Origin of the sequence: Variovorax paradoxus NBRC 15149 (assembly GCF_001591365.1) — a bacterium.
GTDB classification, from domain to species: domain Bacteria; phylum Pseudomonadota; class Gammaproteobacteria; order Burkholderiales; family Burkholderiaceae_C; genus Variovorax; species Variovorax paradoxus.
Map to the genome: position 1 here is coordinate 1,030,895 of NZ_BCUT01000001.1, position 26,544 is coordinate 1,057,438.

Genomic DNA, 26,544 nt, shown 5'->3' on the forward strand with positions numbered 1-26,544 from the left:
TCCTTTCACACCGTGGCGGTGGTCTTGACCGGCGTGCCCGAGGCCATGGCCTCGCCGCCCATCTGCACGGCCTTCACGATGTTCTGGTAGCCCGTGCAGCGGCACAGGTTGCCGTCGAGCAGTTCGCGGATCTCCGATTCGCTCGACCTGGGATGGTGGGTGCACAGGTCGATGGCGCTCATGACCATGCCCGGGGTGCAGAAACCGCACTGCAGGCCGTGGCATTCCTTGAAGGCCGCCTGCATGGGGTGCATGGTGCCGTCGGGCTGGGCGATGCCCTCGATGGTGGTGATTTGCGCACCGGCCGCCTGCCCGACCAGGATGTTGCACGACTTCACCGCGCGCCCGTTCATGTGGACGGTGCATGCGCCGCACTGGGCGGTGTCGCAGCCGACATGGGTGCCGGTCAGGTGGAGATGCTCGCGGATGGCGTGCACCAGGAAGGTATTGGGGGGCGCGTCGACCGTGGCCGGTCGGCCGTTGACCGTGAAAGCTACCTGCATTTGGCTGTCTCCGTTGAAGGTGATGGCTGGTTCAGCGAAAGGCATCTTGGATGCCGGCCCGGTGCACTATCCTAGGCAAAACCCTTGCCGCTTGCGCAGCGCGTACGAAATTCTCAAAATGAAACAGCTTGCGGCCCCGGCAAGTCTGAAAAAACCGCCCCACCCGAGCGAACCGATCCCGATGTCCGCCTCCCTCGTTGCGCCCCTGCCCGAACGCTCCGCCGCCATTGCGCAGGCCCGCCGGGAGCTGATCCACGGCGAAGCCCCCCGCTCGCGCAGTGCGGTGCGCATCGAGCCATGGATCCTGCGTTCCTGGGAGCGCTGCCTGGCGGCGGGGCGGCAGCCGCAGCAGCGGATCAGCTTCGAGCCGGTGGCCAGGTCGGCCGAGCACGAGGCGGCCGAGCGCAACCGCGCGCTGGTGTCGGCGGCCCGGCCGGTGATCGAGCGGCTGTCGCGCGCCATTGCCGACACGCGCTATTTCGCCGTGCTGACCGATGCCGAGGGCATCGTGGTCGACGTGGGCCCGCTGCCCGACGGCACCGAGGCCGACAGCCGCTACGCCCGCAACATCGCCCGCGTGGGCGTCGACCTGTCGGAGCGCGCGGTCGGCACCAGTGCGATCAGCACCGCGCTGGCCGAGCAGGAGTCGGTGTGGCTGCACCGCGGCGAGCACTTCTTCGAGGACACCAGCATCTACAGCTGCGCCGGGGCGCCGCTCTTCGGCCCGCGGGGCGACTGCATCGGCATGCTCGACCTGACCGGCGTGCAGGCGGTGGAACGGCCGGAGCTGCGGCACCTGGCCACGCTGTCGGCGCGCAGCATCGAGAACATGCTGGTGCTGAACCAGCCCTGCGAGCTGCGGCTGCACCTCTCGTGGCCGGGCTGCCCGCGCGGCGAAGCCACCGACGGGCTGCTGTGCATCGATGCCGACGGCACGGTGGCGGGTGCCAATGCCGCGGCGCGCCAGATGCTGCACGAGCCGCTGGCGCGCAGCCCGCATGCGCTGCACTGCAACGACCTGTTCGCAATGCCGCTGGACATGCTGTTCGATGCGGCCCGCCGCGGCGACGCCGTGCTCGAGGTGCCGCTGTGGTCCGGCCTGCGCGTGCAGGTCCGGCCCCAGCGCGGCGGCAAGGGCTCGGCCGTTGTGGTGCCCGAAGCCCGGCCGCGGCTGCGCGACGTGGAAGCCGCGCTGATCCGCAAGGCCGTGGCCGACGCCCGCGGCAACGTGGCCGAAGCCGCACGCACGCTGGGCATCAGCCGCGCCACGGTCTACCGCAAGCTCTGGCGCGGCCGCGCTTCCGGCTCCGCGGACTGAAGCCTCTCTTCAGGCTCCGACGGGCACCTTGTCGAGGAAGCCGGTCACCGATTGCAGCCTGCCGCCATCGAGCCGGGCGAAATCGGTGCCCTGGATCAGGTCTTCGGCCCCGCTCGGGCCCAGGGTCCACGAGAAGCGCAGGTTGTCGCCGTGCGCCTCGGGCGTGCCGAACAGGCTGAAGCGGAAACCCGGATAGCGCTGGTGCACGGCACCGATCAGCGCGCCGATCTGCTCGCGGCCGCTGGCCTGTGCCAGCGGGTCGGCATAGTGCGCATCGGCGGTCCAGGCGGCTTCGATCAGCTGGGCGCGGCGCGCGGCATCGGTTTCGTTCCAGGCCGCGATGTAGCGTTGGGCAATGGTGGCGGCGTCGTGTGCGGCGGTGTTCATGATGACCATTTCCTTTCGGGGGTTCGACCCGCAACATCGCGGGGTGAAGGAATGGTCGCGCCGGGCGCGCGCGGCGTCGATGACCTCGCAGGTCATGCGACGATGCTCAGTTCGACAGCGCGTTGGGAAAGAACAGCTGCTCGCCGCCGATCTTGTAGGCTGCGATGGTCTGCTGCCCGGCCGGCGAGATCACCCAGTCGACGAACTTCTGCGCGCCCCGGCTATTGAGCGAGGGGAATTTCGCCGGGCTCACGACCATCACGCCATATTGGTTGAAAAGGCGCTTGTCGCCCTCGACCAGCACCGCCAGCCCGGCGCGGTTCTTGAAGCTGAGCCAGGTGCCGCGGTCGGCCAGCACATAGGCGCCGGACGAGGCCGCGATGTTCAGCGCCGGCCCCATGCCGCAGCCGCATTCCTTGTAGCCCGTGCCCTTGCGCTCGTTGGGCACCGGCTGCCCGGCCTCGGCCACGCCGGTCTGCGTCCAGAGGCGGCGCTCGGCCGCGTCGGTGCCGCTCTTGTCGCCGCGCGACACAAAAGGCGCATTGGCGGCTGCGATCTTCTTGAGCGCCGCGACGATGTCGCCGCCCTTCGCGCCGACCGGGTCGGCCTGCGGGCCCACCAGCACGAAGTCGTTGTACATCACAGGGTAGCGCTTGGCGCTGAAGCCTTCGGCCACGAATTTTTCCTCGGCCGCGGTGTCGTGCACGAACAGCACGTCGGCATCGCCGCGCTTGGCCATGTCGATGGCCTGGCCGGTGCCCACCGCCACCACCTTGATGTCGATGTCGCTCGCCTTCTTGAAAGCCGGCAGCAGGTGCGAGAACAGGCCCGACTGCTCGGTGGACGTGGTCGAGGCCATGGTGATGGTCTCGGCGCGCGCCGCGCCCGCGGCCAGGAAGAAAACGGCCACGGCCAGCGAGGCGCGGATGCCCGCGCCTGCGCGGTGCTGCTTGAGGAACGGATTCATGCCAACTCTCCTTTGACGAACAGGCGGGCCTCCTCCGGCAGGGGCCCATGGAAGAAATCGTGGACCGGCAGGTCGGCCAGCACGCGGCCGTGCTCGAGATAGACCACGCGGCTCGCGAGCCGCTTCACCTGCCCGAGGTTGTGGCTCGCGAACACCAGCGTGCGGCCGGCGGCGGCTTCGGCGATGAGCGTCTCGACCTCGCGCTTGGCAGTGGGGTCGAGGCTGGCCGTGGGCTCGTCGAGCAGCAGCACCGCCGGATGCAGCGCCCAGGCGCGCGCCAGCGCCACCCGCTGCTGCTGGCCGCCCGACAGCGCACGCGCGTTGCGCTCGGCCAGGTCTTCCAGGCCCACGCGCGCCAGCGCCGGAATGGCGGCGCGGCGGGCATCGCGCCAGCGCATGCCGCGCAGCCACAGCGCCAGGGCCACATTGACCGTCACCGAGGCGCGCAGCATGTGCGGGCGCTGGAACAGCATGGCCTGCTGCCGGCGCGGCGCGGCGCTGGTGAAGCTCCCCGCCGCATGCGGCACCAGGCCGTGCAGCAGCCGCAGCAGCGTGGTCTTGCCGCTGCCGTTGGCGCCGATGAGCGCCACGCGCTCGCCGGCCGCGATGGTCAGGGTTGCGCCGTGCAGCGCCGCCACCCGCCCCAGGCGCACGTCGACGCCGTAGAGCGCAAAGACGGTGGCATCCGCGCTCGCGAGCTGCGCGTGTTCGTTCACGGGCGCGCCTCCGGCCGCCACCAGGCCGCCATGCCGCCTGCGCCGCCGCCGCCGTCGACCCGCTCGCGCCAGCCCCGCACGGCGGCAATCGCAAGATTGAGCACCAGCACCACGCCCAGCAGCACGATGCCCAGGGCCAGCGCCAGCGGCAGGTCGCCCTTGCTGGTTTCGAGCGCGATGGCGGTGGTCATCACGCGCGTGAAGCCGTCGATGTTGCCGCCCACCACCATCACCGCGCCCACCTCCGATACCGCGCGTCCGAACGCGGCGATCAGCACCGTGAGCAGCGCATAGCGCTCGTCCCACACCAGCAGCAGCGCGCGCGCCAGAGGCCCCGCGCCGAGCGAGCTCAGCTGCTCGCCATGCGCACGCTCGGCGTCCTCGATGGCCTGGCGCGTGAGCGCCGTCACCACCGGCAGCACCAGCACCGTCTGCGCCAGCACCATGGCCTTGAACGAAAACAGCCAGCCCAGGAAGCCGAGCGGGCCCGAGCGCGACAGCAGCAGGTAGATGACCAGCCCCACCACCACCGACGGCAGTGCCAGCAGCGTGTTCAGCAGCGTGAGCAAGCCGGCGCGGCCGCGAAAGCGCGCCACGCCCAGCCAGGCGCCCAGCAGCAGGCCCAGGCCGCAGGCCAGCACGCAGGCGCTCGCGCTGACCGCGAGCGAGCGTCCGACGATGGCCAGCAGCACCGGATCGCCGGACACGAGCAGTTGCCAGGCCGCGACGGCGCTCTGTGCAAAGGTGTTCACGCGGTGGGCTTCATGGGTGGAAGCGCCGCAGTATCGGGGTGTACTTCCAATTACCTATGCAGGATTTTGCATAGGTAGGCCCAGCCCCCTCCGGCTCAGATCGGGTCGAGCGGAAAGACCGGCCTGCGCACCTTGGAAAAAGGGAACAGGCCGTAGTCCGAACTGGTCACGCCCGGGCTGTCGCACTCCACCAGCGCAGCCGAGAGCGGCTCGAACACCGGCCGGCAGTACATGCGCGACTTGAGCAGCAGGAAACGTTCCCTGCGCGGATCGAGCCCCGCGCATTCGAAGACGCCGATGTCCCAGGGCTCCTGCGTGCGCTCGGTCACCACGATGCGCGCTGCGCCGATGTCGAACAGCACCGTGCGGCCCATGCTGCTGCGCTGGCCGGTGTAGGTGGGGCCGGTGATCACGTATTCGCCGTTGCCGATGGTGCGCACCGTGCCGGTCAGCGTCATGGGCTTCTTCGACAGCCCGATGCCTTCGAGCGACACCTTGTTGCCAAGGGCCACCGTCACCTCTGCGCCCTCGCCCGCCGCGATCAGCGCGGCCACGGCCTCCGGATCGCACAGCGGACCGACACCGATGCCATCGAGCCCCTGCGCCAGCGCCTCCTGCAGCACGTCCATGGTGTCGCAGCTGCCGCCCGACATGCAGTTGTCGCCATGGTCGAGCAGCAGCACCGGGCGCGTCGCGCCCTCGGCGATGGCCTTGGCGCGCGCAATCGACTCGGCCAGCGGCTCGCTGCGGTAGATGAAGGCCTCGCGCTCGTCCCACATCTGCCTGGCGATCCGGTCGGCCGTGGCCTGCGCGCGTTCGGGCGCTTCTGCATCGACCACCACCACGCTCATGCAGGGCGCCTCGATGTCCGACAGCGAGAAGCCCGCAAAGATCGACACCGCGAGCGATTCCGATTTTTCGGCTTCGCGCGCTGCCTCGATGGCCCGCTGCATCGCGCCGGTGAACGAGGCGCTGCGCAGCGTGTGCGCCATCAGCGGCAGCGGATGCCAGCGCATCGCGGGCCTGCTGCGCCCTTCGAGCAGGTCGAACAGCAGGCGGCCGGCATGCGCGCCGGTCTCGTACATGTCGATGTGCGGATAGGTCTTGAAGCCGACGATCACATCGGCATTGCCGACCATCGCGGGCGTGACATTGGCATGCAGGTCGAGCGCCACGCCAATGGGCACGCCGGGCGCCGCGGCGCGCAGCCGCACGAGCAGGTCGCCTTCGCCGTCGGCGCTGTTCTGCGCCACCATCGCGCCGTGCAGGTCGAGCAGGATGGCATCGCAGCCCGGCGCCGCATCGACGATGCATTGGGTGAGCGTGCTGTAGGCCCCGGCATCGACAGGCCCGCTCGGATTGGCCGAGGCCGACACCGGCGTGACCAGCGTGGCGCCGGCCTGCTCGGCCAGGTCGATGAAGGCCGACATCGCCGTGCGCATGCCCTTGTTGTCCCTGTAGGCCTGCGCTCCGAACGTGGGGCCGTCGGGCCCGAAGGCCGCGAGCGGCGTGGGCACCGGCGAGAAGGTGTTGGTCTCGTGGTTGAGCCTTGCGACCAGCACCTTCATGACGACGCCACTCCCGCGCTTTGCAGCATCGCCTGCAGCAGCACATTGCAGCCGGCCTCGAGGTGGCCGGGCTGCGCATCCTCGATCTCGTTGTGGCTGATGCCGTCGAGACAGGGCACGAAGATCATCGCCGTGGGGCACACGCGCGCAAGGTACACCGCATCGTGGCCCGCGCCGCTGATCACGTTCATCCAGGTCATGCCCTGCTGCTGCGCGGCCTCTCGAATGGCCGACACCAGCGCAGGCGTGAAGGGCTGCGGCGGAAAGTAGACGACCTGCTCCACCGTGGCCTCGACCTTGCCCTTGGCGGCGATGCGCTGTACCGCCTCCTTCAGCTCGGCGTCCATGGCCGACAGCACCACGTCGTCGGCTGCGCGCAGGTCGACGCTGAGCTTCACGCGGCCCGGGATCACGTTGCGCGAATTCGGATAGTTGTCGATCCAGCCCACCGTGCCGCGCGCATGCGGCGCATGGGCCAGCGCGATGCGGTTGACCTCGATCACCAGTTCGGAGGCCGCGAGCAGCGCGTCCTTGCGCAGCTCCATGGGCGTGGGGCCGGCATGCGCTTCCATGCCCTGCACCACCACGTCGTACCAGCGCTGGCCGAGCGCGCCCTCGACCACGCCGATCACGCGCTCGTTGGCCTCGAGCACCGGTCCCTGCTCGATGTGCGCCTCGAAATACGCGCCCACGGGCGAGGCCGCGGCCGAAGCCGGCGCGCTGCCCGCATAGCCGATGGAAGCCAGCGCCTCGGCCACGCTGATGCCGTCGTTGTCGCGCTGCGCGAGGGCATGCTCGAGCGTGAAGGCATCGGCGAACACGCCCGAGCCCATCATCACGGGCACGAAGCGCGAGCCTTCCTCATTGGTCCACACCGCAATTTCCAGCGGCGCTTCGGTCACGACCTTCGCATCGTTGAGGCTGCGGATCACCTCCAGCCCGGCCAGCACGCCATAGTTGCCGTCGAACTTGCCGCCCGTGGGCTGGGTGTCGATGTGGCTGCCGGTGACCACCGGCGGCCGCGTGTTGTCGCGGCCGGCGCGACGCGCAAAGATGTTGCCGATCCGGTCGACGCGCACCTCGCAGCCGGCTTCGCGCGCCCAGCGGGTGAAGAGGTCGCGGCCCTGGCGGTCGAGGTCGGTCAGCGCGATGCGGCAGACGCCGCCCTTCTCGGTGGCGCCGAGCTTCGCCAGTTCCATCAGCGAATTCCAGAGACGGTCGCCGTTGATGCGCAGTGGGGTGGGTGAGTTCATGGCTTTGCAAAAAGAAGAAGGGATGCGCGAAGCCTCAAGCAAGGCCCACGCCCAAATATCGGTCTTTCACATCGTGGTCGGCCATGAAGGCGGCGTTGCCCGCCTCGTGCACGATCACGCCTTGCTCCAGGATGTAGTGGCGGTCGGCCAGCTGCACGCAGACTTCCAGGTTCTGCTCGACCAGCAGGATGGCCACGCCGGCCGCCTTGATGAGCTTGAGCTGCGCGACGATTTCTTCCACGATCACCGGCGCGAGGCCTTCGACCGGCTCGTCGAGGATCAACAGCCGCGGGTGGTTCATGAGCGCGCGGCCGATCGCCAGCATCTGCTGCTCGCCGCCCGAGAGCTGGCCGCCGCCATTGCGGCGCCGCTCCTTCAGGCGCGGGAAGATGCGGTAGATGTCGTCCAGCTGCCAGGGCGAATCGCGGCGCTGGCCGAGCAGCAGGTTTTCTTCCACCGTGAGCAGCTTGAAGACCCCGCGGTGCTCGGGCACCAGGCACACGCCGCGCGTGGCAATGCGGTGCGGCGGCAGGCCCGCGATGTCCGCGCCCCGGAAGCGCACGCGGCCGCCGGTGGGCGTGACCGCACCGGCAATGCCCTTGAGCGTGGTCGACTTGCCTGCGCCGTTGCGGCCCAGCAGCGTGACCAGTTCGGCCTCGCCGACCGTCATCGACACGCCCTGCAGCACGTGGCTCTTCCCGTAGTGGGCATGCAGCGCCTCGACCTCGAGGATATTGCCGCTCATGCCTTGCCCCCGGTGATCATGTTGCCCAGGTAGGCCGTGCGCACGCGCGCATCGGCCCGGATGTCGCCCGGCAGCCCCTCGGCCAGCACGCGGCCCAGCTGCATCACGGTCACGGTGTCGGAGATGTCCATCACGATGTTCATGTTGTGCTCGATCAGCACCACGGTGTGCGCATCGCGCAGGCCGCGGATCAGCCGCTTCATGTCGTCGAGGTCGTCGATGCCCATGCCCGAAGTCGGCTCGTCCAGGAAGATGGCCTTGGGCTTGGCGGCCAGTGCCATGCCCACTTCGAGGCGGCGCTGCTGGCCGTGCGACAGCTCGCTGGCGGGCACGTCGGCCAGCCGCTGCAGGCCCACGCGTTCCAGCACCTCGGCCACCGTCTCGGCGCAGGCGCGTTCGCCGACCGGCGCGCGCCAGCAGTTCATGGCCTGGCGCGGCGCGATGCCCTGCGCCGCCACGCGCAGGTTCTCGCGCACCGAAAGGCTCGCGAACAGGCTGGTCACCTGGAACGAGCGCGCCATGCCGCGCTGCACGCGCTTGTGGTCGGGCTCGTGCGTCACGTCGTGGCCGTCGAACAGGATGCGGCCGCCCGTGGTGGTGCCGGTGCCCGTGAGCATGTGGAACAGCGTGGTCTTGCCGGCGCCGTTCGGACCGATCACCGAGTGCACGGTATTGCGCTTGATCTTCAGGTCGACCCCGCCGAGCGCGGCGAACTTGCCGTAGTGCTTGGTGACGCCAATGGCTTCGATGAGGATATCGCTCATGCCTGTTCTCCCTGCACGGCCGGTGCCTTGGCGGCGGCCGGCACCTTGCGGAATACGCGGCGCCATGCGCTTTCGCCCAAGCCCCAGAGGCCGCGCTGCATGCCGATGCTCACTGCAATCAGCATCAGCCCCAGCAGCAGCAGCCATCGCGGCCACAGCGTGGAGAGCCAGTCGGCCAGCAGCACATAGAAGGCCGAGCCCAGCACCGAGGCAAACAGGTTGCCGGTGCCGCCGATCACCGTGATGACCAGGATCATCTCGCTCGTGTGGTACTCGGCATTCGACAGCGGCGCGATGCCGGTCATCATCGCGTGCAGCCCACCCGCGAGGCCGGTGACGGCGCCCGAGATCACGAAGGCCAACAGCTTGAAGCGCTTGAGGTCGTAGCCCACTGCGGCGGCGCGGTCCTCGTTGTCGCGGATGGCCAGCAGCGTGCGGCCGAACACCGAATCGGTCACGCGCAGCAGCAGGCCGAAGGCGATGAGGAACATCACGGCCACGAAGGCGTAGTACTTCCAGGGCGTGTCCATGAAGGCGGGGCGTGGCACGTCGAGCAGGCCGTTGTCGCCGCCCGTGAGCCCCGACGCGGTGTACGCCACAAAGTAGAACATCTGCGCGAAGGCCAGCGTGAGCATCACGAAGTAGGTGCCGCGCTGGCGGATCGCGACCCAGCCGACCACCGCCGCGCCCAATGCGCCCATGGCAACGGCCGCGAGCAAGGCAAGCGGCATCGGCAGCGAAAGCCGCGTGAGCAGGATCGCGATGGTGTAGCTGCCGAGGCCGAAGAAGATGCCCTGACCGAACGAGAGCAGTCCCGTGTAGCCCAGCAGCAGGTTGCAGCCCAGGGCCGCCAGCGCGTAGATCAGCACCTCGCTCGCGAGCGAACCCGAGCGCAGCACCAGCGGCAGGACCAGCGCAACGACGAGCGCCAAAAGGAAAGTGATTTTTTTGGGCATGGCGATGTTCATCCTCTGCGGCCGAGCAGGCCATGCGGGCGCAGCAGCAGCACCGCCCCCATCGCCACGTAGATCATCAGGCTCGCGCCCGGCGGCCAGATGGTGCTCATGAGGCTCTGCACGATGCCGATCAAGAGGCCGCCGACCAGCGCACCGCCGAAGCTGCCGAGCCCGCCGATCACCACCACCACGAAAGCCACGCTGAGCGCCTCCACGCCCATGAAGGGCTCCGCACCCCGGATCGGCGCGGCCAGCACGCCGGCCAGTGCCGCGGTGGCCGCACCCAGCGCGAACACCAGGCTGAACACGCGGAACACGTTGATGCCGAGCAGCGACACCATCTCGGTCGATTCGCTGCCAGCGCGCACCGCGCTACCGAGGCGCGTGCCTTCGAGCACCCACCACAGCAGCACCGCGAGCACGGCGGTGAAGCCGATCACGAAGAGGCGGTACTTGGGATAGATGAAGCTGCCCCACATCACCACGCCCTGCAGCAGGTCGGGCGTCGGCACGCTGTTGCCCAGCGGCCCCCAGAACACGATGACGATCTCCTGCACCGCGAGCGCAAGGCCCACGGTCACGAGAATGTGGAACTCGTGCGCCTTGGCATAGACGCGGCGCAGCAGCAGCTTCTCGGCCAGCCAGCCGAGCGCGCCCACGAACAGCGGCACCAGCACCAGCGCGGCCCAGAAGTCGAGCCCCCACTGCATGGCCTGGAAGCACAGGTACGCGCCCAGCAGGTAGAAGGCCCCGTGCGCAAAGTTCACGAAGCGCAGCAGGCCGAACACGATGGACAAGCCAACGGCCAGCAGGAAATACAGCATGCCGATGCCGATTCCGTTGATGGTCTGGAGCAGGTAGACGGTCATGGGCGCGTCGGTGTCCTTGGCGTGCTCAGGCCAGCTTGCAGCCGGTCTTGTCGAGCGGAAGGAAGGACTTGCCCGAACTCACCACGTCCACATAGTCGGCCGGGTTCTTCATCTTCGACTTGGCCTTGCCCTTGAGCAGGTAGTAGTCCTTGATGACCTGGTGGTCGGCCTTGCGGATTTCTTCCGTGCCCGTGAGCCCCTCGTACTTCATGCCTTCGAGCGCCGCGATCACGGCCTTCTGGTCCACGGTGCCCGCCTTGACGATACCGTCGATCAGGATCTTGGTGCAGACATACGAGCCCGCGAGGCTGTAGTTGGGCACGATCTTGAGCTTGTCGGCCGTGAGCTTCACCAGGTCCTTGTTGAGGGCGGTGTCGGCCGTGTGCCAGTACTGCGCGCCGAAGTAGACGCCGTCGCACAGGTCCGCGCCGAGCTCGTCGAACTGCTCCAGGCCCGAGGCCCAGGCCATGAGGATCGTCATGTTCTTGTGCATGCCGAAGCTCACCGCCTGGCGCAGCGCGGCCGACGACTGCGCGCCGAAGTTCAGGAGCAGCAGCACGTCGGGCTTCGCGGCCATCGCATTGGTGAGGTAGCCGCTGAACTCCTTCTCGTTGAGCGAGTGGTAGCTGTTGCCCACGTGCTCGATGCCCTTCTCCTGGAAGATGTTCTTGGCCGCGCCCAGGAGCCCTTCGCCGAACACGTACTGCGGCGTGATGGTGTACCAGCGCTTGGCCTTCGGCATGCTGGCGATCAGCGGGCGCACCGTCTGCTCGATCGCGCCGAAGGTGGGCACCGACCAGCGGAAGGTGGCCGGGTTGCAGTCCTTGCCGGTGATCTCGTCGGCACCCGCGGTGGTGATGAAGACGCCGCCGGCCTTCTCGGCCTCCTTGCCCATGGCCAGCGCTTCGGACGACAGGATGCCGCCCGCGAAGAACTTGGCGCCCTGCTGCTGCGAGGCTTCCTGCACCTTGCGCACCGCGGTCGCCGGCTTGCCTTCGGTATCGAGCACCGTGTAGGCCAGCGGGCGCTTGAGCACGCTGCCGTACTGCTCGATGGCCAGCTTCATGCCCAGGTCGGCGAACTTGCCGTTGGCCGCGAAGGCGCCCGACATCGGCACCGGGCAGCCGAAGCGGATCGCGTCGGCCGACTGGGCGAAGGCGGCGCGGCCGGCCAGCAGGGAAGCGGGAGCGGCCGACAGGGCGGCGAGCTGAAGAAGGTGTCTGCGTTGCATGGAATTCTCCGGACGTGGGTGGGAGGTAAGAGAAAGGTGCTGCCTGAAGTCGGCAACGAATTTAAGCGGATAAATATGATTAATATGCTGGTAAAAACCCGCTAGCAATGCCCGTGCCAAAATCCGGGAAGGCCCGGGCCCGATACCTGCTCCAGCGCCCTTAAATCACCCGAAACGACCCTCTACGCATGAAACCGACGCAGGACGCCATGACCTTCGGCCACACCCGCGCCAAGCGGCAGAAGCTCTCCGACGTCATCGTCGAGGACGTCAAGCGCTGGATCGTGGCCGAGCGCAAGCAGCCGGGCGACCGGCTGCCGAACGAGAAGGAGCTGATCGAGCTCTTCGGCTACTCGAAGAGCACGGTGCGCGAGGCGTTGAAGGCGCTGGAGGTGCGCGGGCTGGTCTCCATCCGCACCGGGCCGGGCGGCGGCGCCTACCTGCAGCAGGTGTCGGTCGACCATGCGTCGGAGCCGCTGCGCAACTTCCTGCACTTCCATCACCTGGACGGGCACCACATCTACCAGCTGCGCAAGGTGCTGGAGCCCGAGCTGGCCGTGAGCGTGGTCGGCAAGCTCTCGCCCGAGCAGTTCGAGCGGCTCGAAGCCAACGTGCGCCTTTGCACGCTCGAGCCCACCAACGAGGACGAGCTGCGCACGCAACGCGAGGCCGAGCTTGCGTTTCACACCATGCTGGCCGAGGCCTGCCCCAATCCGGTGCTGTCCTTCATGTGCCGCTTCCTGAACGACCTGCTGCGCGACCTCGTGGTCTACAAGAAGGCGCTGGACCACCACCACTTCGGCGAGGCCAATGTCGACTATCACACGCAGCTGCTGGCGGCCTATCGCCGGGAAGATGCGAACGAGGTGCGCCGGCTGATGGCCGAGCACATGGTCGATGCCGAGGCGCACATGCATGAGATGGAGGCGCACATCGGGGCGAAGCATCTGTTGCTGCCTAGTGGGCAGCGTTGACCGGTGGGTTGAGAGCAGGCCGTTTTTCTTGTCCCCTCTCCCCTTGGGGAGAGGGAACTCGCGCACAAGCGTTACTTGTGCGCCTTCTCCAGGCACTCCTGAAACGCCAGCACAGCCCGTGACGGCTTCGGCGACCGCCGCAGCAAACTCACGAACCGGCACGCGTAGTTGAACCGCGCCGGCAGCACAGGCTTCATGAGTCCGCGCTCCTCGAACACCTGCGCGTAGTGGTCGGGCAGGAAGCCCAGGAACCGCCCCGAAAGAATCAGCGTGGCAATCGCCTCCTGGTCGAAGCCCGTCGCCTTGCGCGACAGCTTCGCGCGATGGCTCAGTTCCATGTTGGGCGAGTGGTAGCCCAGGCCCGCAAAGTGATGCTCGCGCAGCCTGGCCCACGTGAGCTTTGCGTTGTTGCTCTCGAAGAGCGGATGCCCATTGCCGCAGTAAAGCAGCATCGTCTCGTCGAACAGGTCGGCGTACACCAGGCTCTTCGAGGCGCGGTGCGCCGGGATGATGCCGATCTGGAAATTGCCTTCCAGCACGCCCTGCTCGATGGCGTTGATCGAACCCACATGCACCGCCAGGTTCACCTCGGGCGCAAGTTCGGTGAAGTGCGCAATGGCATCGCCGATGCGCGCCTTCGGATTGGTCGCCGTCTTGTCGAACAGCGCCACGTCGAGCTGGCCGCCCATGCGGTTGTGGATGTCGTCGATGCTGCCGCGAAAGGCGTCGACCGAGGCCAGCAGGCGCAGCGTCTCGTCGTACACGCGCTGGCCCTCGGCCGTGAGCGCAAAGCCCGCGCGGCCGCGCCGGCACAGCACCAGGCCGAGCCTCGTTTCCAGGTCCTTCACGTGCCGACTCACGGTGGAGGTGCCGATGTTCAGCTCCAGCTCGGCCGCCGCCATGCCGCCGCAGTCGACCACGCTCTTGAACACCTTGAGCAGGCGCAGGTCCATGTCGCTGAGCTGCCCCAGGACGGCGCGGTTGCGGGCACTGTTTTGGGCCTTCGCCTTTACTTGCATGAAGTGTCAAGTGAACATTGATATCGCGCCATTCTCCACACTGAAGGCTCTGCCAACAATCGGCACACCTCATTACCCTTTTGGAGCCCGCTTGCGCGGGAAGCGCCATGACCCTTGCAACGCCCGCCATCGAACCGACGCCCGCCCTGCGCACTGACGCCGCCTGGCTCGACGCGCACTGGATGCCCTACACCGGCAACCGCAACTTCAAGGCCGATCCGCGCATGATCGTGGAGGCCAGGGGCGCCTACTTCACCGATGGCGACGGCCGCAAGATCTTCGACGGCCTCTCGGGCCTGTGGTGCTCGGGCCTGGGCCACGGCCGCCCCGAAATCACTGAAGCGGTGAGCCGCCAGATCGCCAAGCTCGACTACTCGCCCGCCTTCCAGTTCGGCCACCCACTTTCGTTCGAGCTGGCCAACAGGATCAAGGAGCTGACGCCCGCGGGGCTGGACTACGTGTTCTTCACCGGCTCGGGCTCCGAAGCGGCCGACACCTCGCTCAAGATGGCGCGCGCCTACTGGCGCACCAAGGGCCTCGCGAGCAAGACGCGCCTGATCGGCCGCGAGAAGGGCTACCACGGCGTCAACTTCGGCGGCATTTCGGTGGGCGGCATCGCGGCGAACCGCAAGCTGTTCGGCCAGGCCGTGGAAGCGGACCACCTGCCGCACACGCAGATCGCGGCCAACGCCTTCACGCGCGGCATGTCCGAGAACGGCGCCGAGCTGGCCGACCGCCTGCTCGACCTGATCGCACTGCACGACGCCTCGAACATCGCGGCCGTGATCGTGGAGCCCTTCGCGGGCTCGGCCGGCGTGGTGATCCCGCCCAAGGGCTACCTGAAGCGCCTGCGCGACATCTGCACGGCCAACAACATCCTCCTGATCTTCGACGAGGTCATCACCGGCTTCGGCCGCTGCGGCGCGCTCACGGGCGCCGATGCCTTCGGCGTGACGCCCGACATCATGAACATCGCCAAGCAGGTGACCAACGGCGCGCAGCCGCTGGGCGCGGTGATCGCCAGCAAGGAGATCTACGACACCTTCATGGCGGCCGGCGGTCCCGACTACATGCTCGAATTCCCGCACGGCTACACCTACGGCGCGCACCCGGTGGCCTGCGCCGCCGGCATCGCGGCGCTCGACGTGCTGCAGAAGGAAGACATGATCGGCCGCGTGCAGGCGCTCGCGCCGCACTTCGAGAACGCGGTGCACAGCCTCAAGGGCAGCAAGCACGTGACGGACATCCGCAACTACGGCCTGGCCGCGGGCCTGACGATTGCCGCGCTGCCGGGCGAGCCGGCGCGCCGCCCGTACGAGATCGCGATGAACTGCTGGAAGAAGGGCTTCTACGTGCGCTACGGCGGCGACACGATCCAGCTCGCGCCGCCCTTCATTTCCGAGAAGGCCGAGATCGACCGCCTCGTCAACGCGCTGGGCGACGCGCTGGCCGAAACAGCCTGACGCACGGCGGGCGGGCAATGGACGGCTCTGCATAATGAGCCGGCCTCCATTTCCCCGCCAGCTCCCGTGCAACAGATCGACCTTTCCTACGCGATCCGGCCCCGCCGCAGCGGATCGCGGCAGATCCGCAATCCGCTGATGCAGATCCTGCAGGCGGTGCGCGAGCACGGCTCCATCTCGGCCGCGTCGCGCGCGCTCGACCTGTCCTACCGCCATGTGTGGGGCGAGCTCAAGCACTGGGAGCAGGCGCTCGGCCATCCGCTGATACAGGGCGAGCAGGGCCAGCGTGCGCAGCTCTCCGAATTCGGCGACAAGCTGCTGTGGGCCGAGCGCCAGGCCCAGGCCCGGCTCGCGCCGCAGATCGAGGCGCTGCATGCCGAACTCGAGCGCGCCTTCGCCCTCGCCTTCGATGACCGCACCCATGTGCTGAGCCTGCAGGCGAGCCACGACGACGCGCTCGCGCTGCTGCGCACGCATGCGGCGGGCACCGCGCAGCTGCACCTGGACATCCACTTCACCGGCAGCGTCGATGCGATCCGCGCGCTCAACCAGGGCCGCTGCGTGATGGCGGGCTTCCATACGCTGGAGCACCCGCCGCGCGGCTCGCTGGCGCAGCGCACCTACCAGCCGCTGCTCAAGCCCGGTCAGCACAAGCTGATCGGATTCGCGCGGCGCACACAGGGCCTGCTCGTGGCGCCGGGCAACCCGCTCAACCTGCGCTCGCTGGCCGACGCGGCGCGGCTGCGCGCGCGCTACGTCAACCGGGCCATCGGCACCGGCACGCGCCTGCTGCTGGACGAACTACTGGCAGAAGCCGGGCTCGACGCCTCAGCGCTCGCGGGCTACGAACGCTGCGAAACCTCGCATGCGGCGGTCGCGCATGCCGTGGCGTCCGGGCAGGCCGATGCGGGGCTCGGGCTCGAATCGGCCGCGCACGCCGAGGGGCTCGACTTCGTGCCGCTGGTGCGGGAGCGCTACCACCTGGCCTGCCTCAAGTCGGCGCTCGACCAGCCCGCCATGCAGGCGCTGGTGGCGGTGCTGCAGAGCGCAAGCTGGCAGCACCTGCTGGAGACGCTGCCCGGCTACGAAGCCGCGGCCAGCGGCGAGGTGCAGTCGCTGCGCGCGCTGCTGCCGTGGTGGACCTTCGCGCGCGAGAAGAAGGCTCACGGGCATTGAAGAGGCGGTCCGGGCACATGGGTTAAGGTTGTGCCCATGACAGCTGCGGTGCATAGCGATATTCCCGCCCGTCTCGACCGCCTGCCGTGGTCGCGCTGGCACTGGCGCGTGGTGGTTGCGCTCGGCGTGGCCTGGGTGCTCGACGGCCTCGAGGTGACGCTTGTCGGCTCGATCGGCGCCGTGCTCGAGCGGCCCGACACGCTCGGGCTCAGCGCCGGCGAGATCGGCTGGTCGGGCTCGATCTACATCGCGGGCGCGGTGATCGGCGCCCTGCTCTTCGGCCGCCTGACCGACCGGCTCGGGCGCAAGAAGCTGTTCCTGGTCACGCTGGTGGTCTACACCCTGGGCACGCTGGCCACCGCGTTCTCGCCGAACTTCGCCTTCTTTGCGCTGTGCCGCTTCATCACGGGCCTGGGCATCGGCGGCGAATACGCGGCCATCAACTCGGCCATCGACGAGCTCATTCCGGCGCGCGTGCGCGGCCGCGTCAACCTCGCGATCAACGGCAGCTTCTGGATCGGCGCGGCGCTGGGGGCCGGGCTCAGCCTGGTGCTGCTCGATCCGCGCGTGATCGGTCCGGTGTGGGGCTGGCGCGCGGGTTTCGCGCTGGGCGCGGTGCTGGCGGTGGCCATCCTGCTGGTGCGGCGCCACGTGCCCGAAAGCCCGCGCTGGCTGATGGCGCATGGCCGCGCCGACGAGGCGCTGCGCATCGTCGAGACCATCGAGGCCGAGGTCCGCGCGCAGCACGGCCCGCTGGCGCTGGCCGAGGGCCGCGTGGCCTACGGCGGCGGGCACCACCGCAGCCCGTCGATGCGCGAGGTGGCGCACGTGCTGCTGCGCCGCTACCGCGCGCGCAGCGTGGTCGCGGTGGCGCTGATGGTCTCGCAGGCCTTCTTCTACAACGCGATCTTCTTCACCTATGCGCTGGTGCTCACGCGCTTCTACGGCGTGGCCGAGGACAACGTGGCGCTCTACATCTTTCCGTTCGCGCTTGGCAATGTGCTCGGGCCGCTGCTGCTGGGCCCGCTGTTCGACAGCGTGGGGCGGCGCAAGATGATCGCGCTGACCTACGTGCTCGCGGGCGTCGGGCTCGCGTTCACCGGCTGGGCCTTCATGATGGGCTGGCTCGACGCGCGCAGCCAGGCGCTGTGCTGGTCGGCGGTGTTCTTCCTGGCCTCGGCCGCGGCGAGCTCGGCCTACCTCACGGTCAGCGAAGTGTTCCCGCTCGAGATGCGCGCCATGGCCATCGCGATCTTCTACGCCATCGGCATGGGCGCGGGCGGCTTCGTGGCGCCGGTGCTGTTCGGCGTGCTGATCGAGACCGGCAGCCGCGGCGCGGTGATGGTGGGCTACGCGATCGGCGCCACGCTGGTCATCATTGCGGGACTGCTGGCGCTGCGCTATGCGGCCGATGCGGAGTGCAAGCCGCTGGAGGAAGTGGCGCCGCCGCTGTCGTCGGAGATCGGGAGCACCGGGATCGGCGACTAGGCAGGCCCCGGCGCAGGCTCAAAGTGCACAGGTCCTGAAGCCGAAGAAACCATCGTCGCGCCCGGGCAGCGCAAAGCTGCGGCGCCGCGGCGAACGCAGGCGCGAGCGGGTCGCGAACGAAGCGCCGCGCAGCACGCGCGCCTCGCCGAATGCGGCCACGGGATCGAACTCGCTGCCCGCGCTCCAGGGATCGGCGCGAAAGCCGGGCCAGGGCCGCAGCGTGCCCGCGGTCCACTCGTGCACGTCGGCCCAGCGGAATCCGCGCCGCGCCGCCGTGTGCGCCGCAATCTCCCATTCGACCTCGGTCGCGATGCGCCGGCCGGCCCAGCGCGCCCAGGCATCGGCCTCCCACCAGCTCAGGTGCACCGCGCTGTGGTGGCCGGCCGCACGCACGGTGGCACCAAAACGGTGCTGCAGCACCGAGCCGCCGGTGCCGTTGCGCGCGACACCGATCTGCTCGATATGGCGCGGCCCGCGGCGCCCTTCGATCTGCGAGGCCAGCCAGCGCCAGCCCTGCGGATGCCAGAGCTCCTCGCGGTCGTAGCCGCCCTCGTCGACGAATTCGATGAACTGGCTCCAGGTCACGGGCTGGGCGTCGATCTCGAATTCGGGCACCTCGACGCGGTGCGCGCCCTGCTCCTGCGCGAAGGCGAAGCCGCAGCCCTCGGGCAGGCCGAGCTCCCATTGCGTGGCCGGCAGCAGCAGCGGCTCGCGCGTGACGGCCGTGGGCATCGGATCGATGCCCAAAGGCAGCCCCAGCGTCTGCGCCATCACGATGAACTGCTCGCCGCGCAGGTCTTCATGGAAGAGCGCGAGGCGGTAGAAGTAAAGCCCCGGATCGGTCTCGGCCGCATGCTCGAGCAGTTCGAGCGTGCTCTCCAGCGTTTCGAGCAGGTAGGCCTTGGTCTGGGCGAGGTCCGGCAGGCCGGGCGACCAGCGCTGCGCGGGCGAGACCTGGGCCGGGTTCCACCAGTCGTCGGCCGCGGGCTCGATGGCGGCCAGGCGGGTCGGCCGCACCGGGCAATCGGCGCCGAAGGCGCGCTGGGTGTTGCGCCCGATCCACCATTCGGCGAACCAGCCGATGTGCCCCGCCAGCCAGAGCGGCGGCACCACGCCCGCATCGCCCGTGCGCTCCACCGCGAGCGCGGGCGAGCCCAGTGCCTCCTCGTAGAGCGAGAGCAGATGAAGCGTGTGGTTGCGCGCATCGATCAGGGCCAGCGAGAGCAGCTCGCGGCCGGCGCGCTGCATGTCGGGCGAGTCGATGGAGTGCGGCAAGCCCGTGGGCAGCGGAGGCGGCGACGACGAGGGCATGTTTCATTATCGCGAGCCGGCGCACCAGTGCGGCGCATGGCGGCCGCGCCTACGGGAATACACCGCCCGCGCCCGTCCGAAAACGGCTTTGCGCGCCGATAAAATCGCGCGTCCGCCGAAAGCCCCCGGACCGCCGCCCGCCGGCGGAGCCCGGCCCGCTTCTGCATCCAAGCATCCATTTCCTCTCTGGAGAAGAGCATGAATTTCCTGCTCAGATTTTCGCGCGCGGTCGATTGGCTCAATGGCCAGATCGGCAAGTACGTGATCTGGCTCATCCTTGCATCCACCGTGATCAGCGGCGTCAATGCCGTGGTCCGGAAGGTGTTCAACGTCAGCTCCAACGCCTATCTCGAAGTGCAGTGGTACCTGTTCGCCGCATCCTTCCTGATTGCCGCGGGCTATACCCTCCTGAACCAGGAGCACGTGAAGATCGACGTGATCCTCAGCCGCCTGTCCAAGCGCGGCCAGATCTGGGTCGACATCATCGGCTTCAGCTTCTTCCTCACGCCGGTCTGCCTCGCCATCCTCTGGTATGGCATTCCGTTCTTCCTGCAGGGCTATCGCTCGGGCGAGATGTCGAACAACGCCGGCGGCCTGATCCGCTGGCCGATCTACGCCATGATCCCGCTGGGCTTCTCGCTGCTGATGCTCCAGGGCTGGTCCGAACTCATCAAGCGCATCGCGTTCCTGCAGGGCCGCATCGACGATCCCACGCAGAAGCGCGACGAAAAGACCGCCGAAGAAGAACTGGCCGAGTCGATCCGCCGGCTCGCCGAATCCAACGCCAAAGGCTGAGCGGTAGCACCCCATGGAATTCATTACGCAAAACTTCGCCCCGATCATGTTCGCGGGGCTGATCGTGTTCCTGCTGTTCGGCTTCCCGGTGGCGTTCAGCCTCGGCGCCTGCGGCCTGTTCTTCGGCTTCGTCGGCGTGGAGCTCGGCCTCCTGCCCGAGGCGCTGCTGCAGGCGCTGCCGCTGCGGGTGTTCGGCATCATGCAGAACGACACGCTGCTGGCCATTCCGTTCTTCACGCTCATGGGGCTGATCCTCGAGCGAAGCGGCATGGCCGAAGACCTGCTCGACTCGATCGGCCAGCTCTTCGGCCCCGTGCGCGGCGGCCTCGCGCTGGCCGTGATCTTCGTGGGTGCGCTGCTTGCGGCCACCACCGGCGTGGTCGCGGCCTCGGTCATCTCGATGGGCCTGATCTCCCTGCCGATCATGCTGCGCTACGGCTATGACCGGCGCATCGCCTCGGGCGTGATTGCGGCCTCGGGTACGCTGGCGCAGATCATTCCGCCTTCGCTGGTGCTGATCATCATGGCCGACCAGCTCGGCCGCAGCGTGGGCGACATGTACAAGGGCGCGTTCGTGCCGGGCTTCATGCTCACGGCCATGTACGCGGGCTACGTGATCCTGCTGGCCATCTTCAAGCCCAAGTGGGTTCCGGCCCTGCCGCTCGAGGCACGCACCTTCCGCGAGCCGAGCGGCAGCAGCGGCCTGCCCTCGCTGCTGGTGCTGACCACCGTTGCCACCGCGGCGGCCGTGTTCTTTGCCGAGCACATTGCCGATGTCCACACCTGGTGGACCGGCCAGCCCGTGACCAGCGTGGCCACCGACGAAACCATCGTGGTGTCGATGTGCGTCGGCGTGATGCTGGCCTTCCTGATCGCGGTGGCCAACCGCCTGCTGCGGCTGCGCCTGCTGTCGCGCATCGCCGAGCGCGTGACCTTCGTGCTGATCCCGCCGCTGCTGCTGATCTTCCTGGTGCTGGGCACGATTTTCCTCGGCGTGGCCACCCCCACCGAAGGCGGCGCCATGGGTGCCCTGGGCGCCTTCATCATGGCCATGGTGCGCGGACGGCTCAGCATGAGCCTGCTCAAGCAGGCGCTCAACACCACCACCAAGCTGTCGTGCTTCGTGGTGTTCATCCTGATCGGTTCGACCATCTTCAGCCTGGTGTTCCAGGGCGTGGACGGACCGCGCTGGGTCGAGCACCTGCTGACCGGCATGCCCGGCGGCCAGCTCGGCTTCCTGATCCTGGTGAACGTGCTGATCTTCTTCCTGGCGTTCTTCCTGGACTTCTTCGAGCTCTCGTTCATCGTGGTGCCGCTCCTGGCACCCGTGGCGCACAAGCTCGGCATCGACCTGATCTGGTTCGGCGTGCTGCTGGCTGTGAACATGCAGACCTCGTTCATGCATCCGCCTTTCGGTTTCGCGCTGTTCTACCTGCGCAGCGTGGCGCCGACCAAGGCCTACAACGACAAGGTCACGAACGAACGCATCGAGCCCGTCACCACCATGCAGATCTACTGGGGGGCGGTGCCCTTCGTGCTGATCCAGATCATCATGGTCGGCCTGATCATCGCGTTCCCGGCCATCGTCTCGAGCGGGCTCGACAAGGAGGTGGCAGTCGACCTCGACAAGATCGGCGCCGAGATGCAGGCCAACATGCCGAAGGACGACTCCCAGCCCGCTCCCGAGCCGGCACCCGGCGCCTCGGCACCGGCCGGCGGCGAAGCGCCTGCGGGCGCGGAAGAAGACCCGATGAAGGCCATGCAGGAACAGCTGGACCGGGACGCGGGCAAGAAGTAGTTCGAAGAAAGCCGCTGCAGGCCCTCCGGGGCACGCGGCGGCCGCGGGCCTTCCCCGAAGCCCCAAAAAAAAGCCCCGCGATGCGGGGCTTTTTGCTGGCCGGAACGAACCCGGATCAGAGCTTGAGCGTGGACATGAACGAGTCGAAGCGCGATTCCGCAAAACGGAACCAGAGCACCTGGTCGCGCTGGAAGCTGCGGAAGTCGGCGTAGATCTTCTTCCACTCGGGGCTCTTGGCGTCGTTCTCGGCATAGACCTCGAGCGAAGCCTTGTAGGCGGCGTCCATCATGGCTTGCGAGAACGGCAGCACCTTGGTCTTGGCGGCCACGAGCTGCTTGAGCGCGATCGGGTTGAGCGCGTCGTACTTGGCCAGCATGTCCGACGAGGCCACGGCCGCGGCGGCTTCCACGATGGCCTTGTTCTCGGCCGAGAGGCCGTCCATGGCCTTCTGGTTGATGAAGAAGTCCACTTCCGGACCGCCTTCCCACCAGCCGGGGTAGTAGTAGAACGGCGCCACCTTGTTGAAGCCGAGCTTCTGGTCGTCGTACGGTCCCACCCATTCGGCGGCATCGATGGTGCCCTTTTCGAGTGCCTGGTAGATCTCGCCGCCCGGCAGGCTTTGCGGCACCGCGCCCATCTTCTGCATGACCTCGCCGATCAGGCCGCCGCCCAGGCGCATCTTCATGCCCTTGAAGTCCGCCACGGACTTGATTTCCTTGCGGAACCAGCCGCCCATCTGGCAGCCCGTGTTGCCGCCGGCGAAGCTCACCATGCTGTATTTGGCGTAGAACTCGTTCATGAGCTTGCGGCCGTTGCCGTGCATCATCCACGCGGTCATCTGGCGTGAGTTCAGGCCGAACGGAATGGCCGAACCCAGCGCGAACGCGGGGTTCTTGCCGTAGAAGTAGTAGGGCACGGTGTGGCACATCTCGACCGAACCGTTCTGCACGCCGTCCACCACACCGAAGGGAGGCATCAGCTCGCCGCCGGCATGGACCGAGATTTCGAACTTGCCGCCCGACATGGCCTTGACCGCCTTGGCGAAGACTTCCGCGCCGCCGTAGATGGTGTCGAGCGACTTGGGAAAGCTCGACGCCAGGCGCCAGCGGACGGCCGCCTGCGCATGAACTGCGGGCGCAATGCCGGCGGCCAGAACGCCCGCAATGCCGGCGTTTTTAATGAGGGAACGACGATCCATTGAATTCACTCCGAGTGCATTGGAAAAAACGAAACGCGGCTTGTGGCCGCGTCGAGGACTTTTGTAAGTCCCGGATATTGTAAAAACGCACTTACACCCGCCCGGCGGGGGTTTACCCTGCGGCGGCCGCGCCGAAGCGCTGCGCAATCGAAGCGGCAATGCCGGGCGCATCGAGACCGATCGATGCGAGCAATTTGCCAGGGTCGCCATGCTCGATGAAGCGGTCGGGCAGGCCCAGCTGCAGCACCGGCCTTTGCACATGGGCCGCCTGCAGCGCCTCGAGCACCGCGCTGCCCGCGCCGCCCATGACGGCGCCCTCTTCGAGCGTGACGATGGCGTCATGCGTGCCCGCCACCTTCAGCAGCAGCTCGACGTCCAGCGGCTTGGCCCAGCGCATGTTGACCACCGTGGCATCGAGCGATTCGGCCGCCGTGAGCGCCGGGTACAGCAAAGTGCCGAAGGCCAGGATGGCGATGCGCTTGCCCTCGCGGCGCACTTCGCCCTTGCCGAACGGCAGCGCGTCGAGTGCGAGGTGCGGCACCACGCCCGCACCGGCCCCGCGCGGATAGCGCACCGCCACCGGATGGTTCTGCTCGTAGGCGCTCGACAGGAGCTGCCGGCACTCGCGCTCGTCGGCCGGGCAGGCAATGCTCATGTTGGGAATGCAGCGCAGGAACGGGATGTCGTAGGCGCCCGCGTGCGTGGCGCCGTCGGCACCCACAAGGCCGGCGCGGTCGAGTGCGAACACCACCGGCAGGTTCTGGATCGCGACGTCGTGGATCAGCTGGTCGTAGGCGCGCTGCAAAAAGGTCGAATAGATCGCCACCACCGGCTTCAGGCCCTCGCAGGCAAGGCCCGCCGCAAAGGTGACGGCATGCTGCTCGGCAATGCCGACGTCGTAGTAGCGGTCGGGAAAGCGCTGCTCGAACTCGACCAGCCCCGAGCCTTCGCGCATGGCCGGCGTGATGCCCACCAGCCGGCCGTCGTGCGCGGCCATGTCGCAGAGCCATTGGCCGAAGACCTGCGTGAAGGTCTGCTTGGCCACCGCGGTGGGCTTGACCAGCCCCACCTGCGGATCGAACTTGCCAGGCCCGTGGTAGGCCACCGGGTCGGCCTCGGCCAGCTTGTAGCCCTGGCCCTTCTTGGTGACCACGTGCAGGAACTGCGGGCCGTCCAGGTGCTTGAGGTTCTCGAGCGTGGGCACCAGCGAATCGAGGTCGTGGCCGTCGATGGGGCCGACGTAGTTGAAGCCGAACTGCTCGAACAGCGTGGCCGGCACCACCATGCCCTTGGCATGCTGCTCGAAGCGCTTGGCCAGCTCGAACAGCGGCGGCGCCGCGCGCAGCACGCTCTTGCCGACGTTCTTGGCCGCGGCGTAGAAGTTGCCGCTCATCAGCTGCGCGAGGTAGCGGTTGAGAGCGCCCACGGGCGGGCTGATCGACATGTCGTTGTCGTTCAGGATCACCAGCAGCTTGCAGTCGCACACGCCGGCGTTGTTGAGCGCCTCGAAGGCCATGCCGGCCGTGAGCGCGCCGTCGCCGATGATGGCCACGGAATGGCGGTCCTCGCCCTTCTGCTTGGCCGCCATCGCCATGCCGAGCGCGGCCGAGATGCTGGTCGACGAGTGCGCGGTGCCGAAGGTGTCGTATTCGCTCTCGCTCCTCTGCGGAAAGCCCGAGATGCCGCCGATCTGCCGCAGCGTGGGCATGCGCTCGCGCCGGCCCGTGAGGATCTTGTGCGGATAGGTCTGGTGGCCCACGTCCCACACCAGGCGGTCGTGCGGCGTGTTGAACACATGGTGCAGCGCGACCGTGAGCTCGACCGTGCCAAGGTTCGAGCTCAGGTGGCCGCCGGTGCGCGAGACGTTGTCGAGCACGCAGGCGCGCACCTCGGCCGCCAGCTGCCTGAGCTGGGCGCGGTCGAACTGGCGGATCGGCGATGGATCGTGAAGCGTGGGAAGCAGCGCAGCCATGGGATCGTCGTGGGTCTTCTTGTCCATCTGTGAGTTGTTCATCGGTCGCGGTCGACGACCATGTGGGCCAGCGCGCGCAAGGCCGCGGTGTCGGCCAGGCCGCTGCGGTCCAGCGCCGCGAGCGATTCGGCCAGCAGCTGCCTTGCCTGCGCACGCGCACCGTCCAGGCCCCACAGCGAAACATAGGTGGGCTTGTCGGCGGCCGCATCCTTGCCGGCGGTCTTGCCGAGGGTCTGCGAATCGGCCGTGACGTCGAGGATGTCGTCGACCACCTGGAACGCCAGGCCGATGGCGGCGCCGTAGTCGCGCAGGGCAGAGAGCGCCGCGGGCGCCACGGCGCCGGCGCAGGCCGCGCCCATCTCGACGCTGCCCTGCAGCAGCGCGCCGGTCTTCAGGCGGTGCATTTCGCGCAGCTGTGCTTCGTCCAGCGCGAGGCCCACGCTGGCCAGGTCGATCGCCTGCCCGCCCGCCATGCCCTGGCTGCCCGCGGCGCGCGCGAGCAGACGGCACAGCGCGGCCTGGATCGATGCGGGAATCTCGTCGCCCTCGGGCGTGAGCAGCTCGAAGGCCAGCGCCTGCAGGGCGTCGCCGGCCAGCAGCGCGTCGGCTTCGCCGAACTTCACGTGCACCGTGGGCTTGCCACGCCGCAGCACGTCGTTGTCCATGCTCGGCAGGTCGTCGTGCACCAGCGAGTAGGCGTGGATCAGCTCGGTTGCGCAGGCCGCACGCAGCGCCGCAGCCGCATTGCCGCCGACCGCTTCGCTCGCGGCCAGCACCAGGAGCGGCCGCAGCCGCTTGCCGCCGTCGAGCACGGCATAGCGCATGGCATCGCCGAGCAGCACCGGCGCATCGACGCCGACCCAGCGCGACAGCGCCGCCTCGACGCGCGCCAGGTGCGGGTCGCTCCAGCTGGCCAGGCGCGCGGCATCCCATTCCACCGCTTGAACCGCGCTCATTCGGCAGTCCAGGGCTTGAGGCTCCCGGCGTCGAGCACCTTGATCTGGTCTTCGACCGCCTGGAGCTTTTCGCGGCAGAAGGCGAGCAGCGCGGCGCCGCGCTGGTAGCTGCCGAGCAGCTGGTCGAGCGGCAATTGGCCCGACTCGAGTTCTGCAACCAATTGTTCCAACTCCTGGAGCCCGGCTTCGTAGCTGGCCGGCAGCGGCCCCGTGTCGGGCGTGGCGGCCGGGCTGGACGTGGCGGAAGAAGGGACCTTGGGCATGCGAGCGAACGAGTGTGAAACCGCGCATTTTAGGACGGGGAAGCAAACGGGCGCCGGCATGCGGCAAGCCAACGGCACTGCACTGCCCCCTTGGGTACAATC

General features: G+C 68.3%; 25 protein-coding genes. 7 read left to right on the forward strand and 18 right to left on the reverse strand.

From position 1 onward, the window contains the following. Window positions 1-5 precede the first annotated feature (5 nt). A complete protein-coding gene (locus VPA02S_RS04880) occupies window positions 6-503 on the reverse strand; it encodes a (2Fe-2S)-binding protein (protein WP_012746736.1) in 498 nt (165 codons plus the stop codon). Between the two features lie 181 nt (window positions 504-684). Here VPA02S_RS04880 and VPA02S_RS04885 point away from each other — a divergent pair, with 181 nt between their 5' ends. Beyond that, window positions 685-1,821 carry a helix-turn-helix domain-containing protein gene (locus tag VPA02S_RS04885; RefSeq protein WP_244883380.1) on the forward strand — a complete coding sequence of 379 codons (1,137 nt, stop codon included), beginning with the start codon at window positions 685-687 and terminating at the stop codon, window positions 1,819-1,821. A 9-nt stretch (window positions 1,822-1,830) separates the two neighbouring features. On the opposite strand, the gene VPA02S_RS04890 is transcribed toward VPA02S_RS04885, so the two are convergent. The 11 genes from VPA02S_RS04890 to VPA02S_RS04940 all read right to left on the reverse strand — a co-directional run bounded on the left by VPA02S_RS04890 (window position 1,831) and on the right by VPA02S_RS04940 (window position 12,029). Then, window positions 1,831-2,208, reverse strand: a complete 378-nt coding sequence (locus VPA02S_RS04890) for a nuclear transport factor 2 family protein (protein WP_012746734.1) — start codon at window positions 2,206-2,208, stop codon at window positions 1,831-1,833. Between the two features lie 106 nt (window positions 2,209-2,314). After that, the gene (locus VPA02S_RS04895) at window positions 2,315-3,175 is read right to left on the reverse strand and encodes an ABC transporter substrate-binding protein (RefSeq protein ID WP_012746733.1); all 861 of its coding nucleotides are present in this window, start codon (window positions 3,173-3,175) and stop codon (window positions 2,315-2,317) included. Further along, a complete protein-coding gene (locus VPA02S_RS04900; protein ID WP_012746732.1) occupies window positions 3,172-3,891 on the reverse strand; it encodes an ABC transporter ATP-binding protein in 720 nt (239 codons plus the stop codon). Before VPA02S_RS04900 ends, VPA02S_RS04895 begins: the two co-directional genes overlap by 4 nt. After that, window positions 3,888-4,643: an ABC transporter permease gene (locus VPA02S_RS04905; RefSeq protein WP_012746731.1), complete on the reverse strand. Its 756-nt coding sequence runs from the start codon at window positions 4,641-4,643 to the stop codon at window positions 3,888-3,890. The genes VPA02S_RS04900 and VPA02S_RS04905 overlap by 4 nt, the downstream gene beginning before the upstream one ends. Window positions 4,644-4,738: 95 nt before the next feature. Next, window positions 4,739-6,211 (reverse strand): M81 family metallopeptidase, encoded by a 1,473-nt coding sequence (locus VPA02S_RS04910; RefSeq protein WP_062362474.1) that lies wholly within the window; start codon window positions 6,209-6,211, stop codon window positions 4,739-4,741. Then, a complete protein-coding gene (locus tag VPA02S_RS04915) occupies window positions 6,208-7,464 on the reverse strand; it encodes a Zn-dependent hydrolase (RefSeq protein WP_062362475.1) in 1,257 nt (418 codons plus the stop codon). Before VPA02S_RS04915 ends, VPA02S_RS04910 begins: the two co-directional genes overlap by 4 nt. A gap of 34 nt (window positions 7,465-7,498) precedes the next feature. After that, complete coding sequence (locus VPA02S_RS04920; RefSeq protein ID WP_018903106.1) at window positions 7,499-8,209, reverse strand: ABC transporter ATP-binding protein; 711 nt, start codon at window positions 8,207-8,209, stop codon at window positions 7,499-7,501. Beyond that, on the reverse strand, window positions 8,206-8,973 hold the full coding sequence (locus VPA02S_RS04925) for an ABC transporter ATP-binding protein (protein ID WP_018903107.1): 768 nt from the start codon (window positions 8,971-8,973) through the stop codon (window positions 8,206-8,208). The genes VPA02S_RS04920 and VPA02S_RS04925 overlap by 4 nt, the downstream gene beginning before the upstream one ends. Beyond that, window positions 8,970-9,929, reverse strand: coding sequence for a branched-chain amino acid ABC transporter permease (locus tag VPA02S_RS04930; RefSeq protein ID WP_012746726.1), 960 nt, complete (start codon window positions 9,927-9,929; stop codon window positions 8,970-8,972). Before VPA02S_RS04930 ends, VPA02S_RS04925 begins: the two co-directional genes overlap by 4 nt. An 8-nt stretch (window positions 9,930-9,937) precedes the next feature. After that, window positions 9,938-10,798, reverse strand: coding sequence for a branched-chain amino acid ABC transporter permease (locus VPA02S_RS04935; protein WP_062362478.1), 861 nt, complete (start codon window positions 10,796-10,798; stop codon window positions 9,938-9,940). A 25-nt stretch (window positions 10,799-10,823) separates the two neighbouring features. After that, the gene (locus VPA02S_RS04940) at window positions 10,824-12,029 is read right to left on the reverse strand and encodes an ABC transporter substrate-binding protein (RefSeq protein WP_062362480.1); all 1,206 of its coding nucleotides are present in this window, start codon (window positions 12,027-12,029) and stop codon (window positions 10,824-10,826) included. A 188-nt stretch (window positions 12,030-12,217) separates the two neighbouring features. Here VPA02S_RS04940 and VPA02S_RS04945 point away from each other — a divergent pair, with 188 nt between their 5' ends. Next, window positions 12,218-13,003: a FadR/GntR family transcriptional regulator gene (locus VPA02S_RS04945; protein WP_018903110.1), complete on the forward strand. Its 786-nt coding sequence runs from the start codon at window positions 12,218-12,220 to the stop codon at window positions 13,001-13,003. Window positions 13,004-13,074: 71 nt separating this feature from the next. Here the strand turns inward: VPA02S_RS04945 and VPA02S_RS04950 are convergent, their stop codons facing one another. Continuing rightward, window positions 13,075-14,022, reverse strand: coding sequence for a LysR family transcriptional regulator (locus VPA02S_RS04950; protein ID WP_062362482.1), 948 nt, complete (start codon window positions 14,020-14,022; stop codon window positions 13,075-13,077). A 107-nt stretch (window positions 14,023-14,129) separates the two neighbouring features. Between VPA02S_RS04950 and aptA the strand changes: the two genes are divergently transcribed. The 3 genes from aptA to VPA02S_RS04965 all read left to right on the forward strand — a co-directional run bounded on the left by aptA (window position 14,130) and on the right by VPA02S_RS04965 (window position 18,149). Continuing rightward, complete coding sequence (gene aptA, locus VPA02S_RS04955) at window positions 14,130-15,485, forward strand: omega-aminotransferase AptA (RefSeq protein WP_062362485.1); 1,356 nt, start codon at window positions 14,130-14,132, stop codon at window positions 15,483-15,485. A 66-nt stretch (window positions 15,486-15,551) separates the two neighbouring features. Beyond that, entirely contained in the window at window positions 15,552-16,661 is a 1,110-nt protein-coding gene (locus VPA02S_RS04960) for a substrate-binding domain-containing protein (RefSeq protein ID WP_012746720.1), read from the forward strand. Between the two features lie 36 nt (window positions 16,662-16,697). Next, window positions 16,698-18,149, forward strand: coding sequence for an MFS transporter (locus VPA02S_RS04965; protein ID WP_062362488.1), 1,452 nt, complete (start codon window positions 16,698-16,700; stop codon window positions 18,147-18,149). A gap of 18 nt (window positions 18,150-18,167) precedes the next feature. Here VPA02S_RS04965 and VPA02S_RS04970 read toward each other — a convergent pair whose 3' ends face one another. Further along, entirely contained in the window at window positions 18,168-19,460 is a 1,293-nt protein-coding gene (locus tag VPA02S_RS04970) for an SUMF1/EgtB/PvdO family nonheme iron enzyme (RefSeq protein ID WP_018903115.1), read from the reverse strand. Window positions 19,461-19,658: 198 nt separating this feature from the next. Between VPA02S_RS04970 and VPA02S_RS04975 the strand changes: the two genes are divergently transcribed. Both VPA02S_RS04975 and VPA02S_RS04980 read left to right on the forward strand, forming a co-directional pair. After that, on the forward strand, window positions 19,659-20,255 hold the full coding sequence (locus VPA02S_RS04975) for a TRAP transporter small permease subunit (protein WP_012746717.1): 597 nt from the start codon (window positions 19,659-19,661) through the stop codon (window positions 20,253-20,255). 13 nt (window positions 20,256-20,268) lie between these two features. After that, entirely contained in the window at window positions 20,269-22,053 is a 1,785-nt protein-coding gene (locus VPA02S_RS04980; protein WP_012746716.1) for a TRAP transporter large permease, read from the forward strand. A gap of 115 nt (window positions 22,054-22,168) precedes the next feature. On the opposite strand, the gene VPA02S_RS04985 is transcribed toward VPA02S_RS04980, so the two are convergent. The 4 genes from VPA02S_RS04985 to VPA02S_RS05000 all read right to left on the reverse strand — a co-directional run bounded on the left by VPA02S_RS04985 (window position 22,169) and on the right by VPA02S_RS05000 (window position 26,442). Continuing rightward, the gene (locus tag VPA02S_RS04985; protein ID WP_012746715.1) at window positions 22,169-23,251 is read right to left on the reverse strand and encodes a TRAP transporter substrate-binding protein; all 1,083 of its coding nucleotides are present in this window, start codon (window positions 23,249-23,251) and stop codon (window positions 22,169-22,171) included. A gap of 112 nt (window positions 23,252-23,363) precedes the next feature. Continuing rightward, window positions 23,364-25,223: a 1-deoxy-D-xylulose-5-phosphate synthase gene (dxs, locus tag VPA02S_RS04990; RefSeq protein WP_062364423.1), complete on the reverse strand. Its 1,860-nt coding sequence runs from the start codon at window positions 25,221-25,223 to the stop codon at window positions 23,364-23,366. Window positions 25,224-25,261: 38 nt separating this feature from the next. After that, entirely contained in the window at window positions 25,262-26,179 is a 918-nt protein-coding gene (locus tag VPA02S_RS04995) for a polyprenyl synthetase family protein (RefSeq protein ID WP_012746713.1), read from the reverse strand. Then, entirely contained in the window at window positions 26,176-26,442 is a 267-nt protein-coding gene (locus VPA02S_RS05000; RefSeq protein WP_012746712.1) for an exodeoxyribonuclease VII small subunit, read from the reverse strand. The genes VPA02S_RS04995 and VPA02S_RS05000 overlap by 4 nt, the downstream gene beginning before the upstream one ends. Window positions 26,443-26,544: the final 102 nt, after the last annotated feature.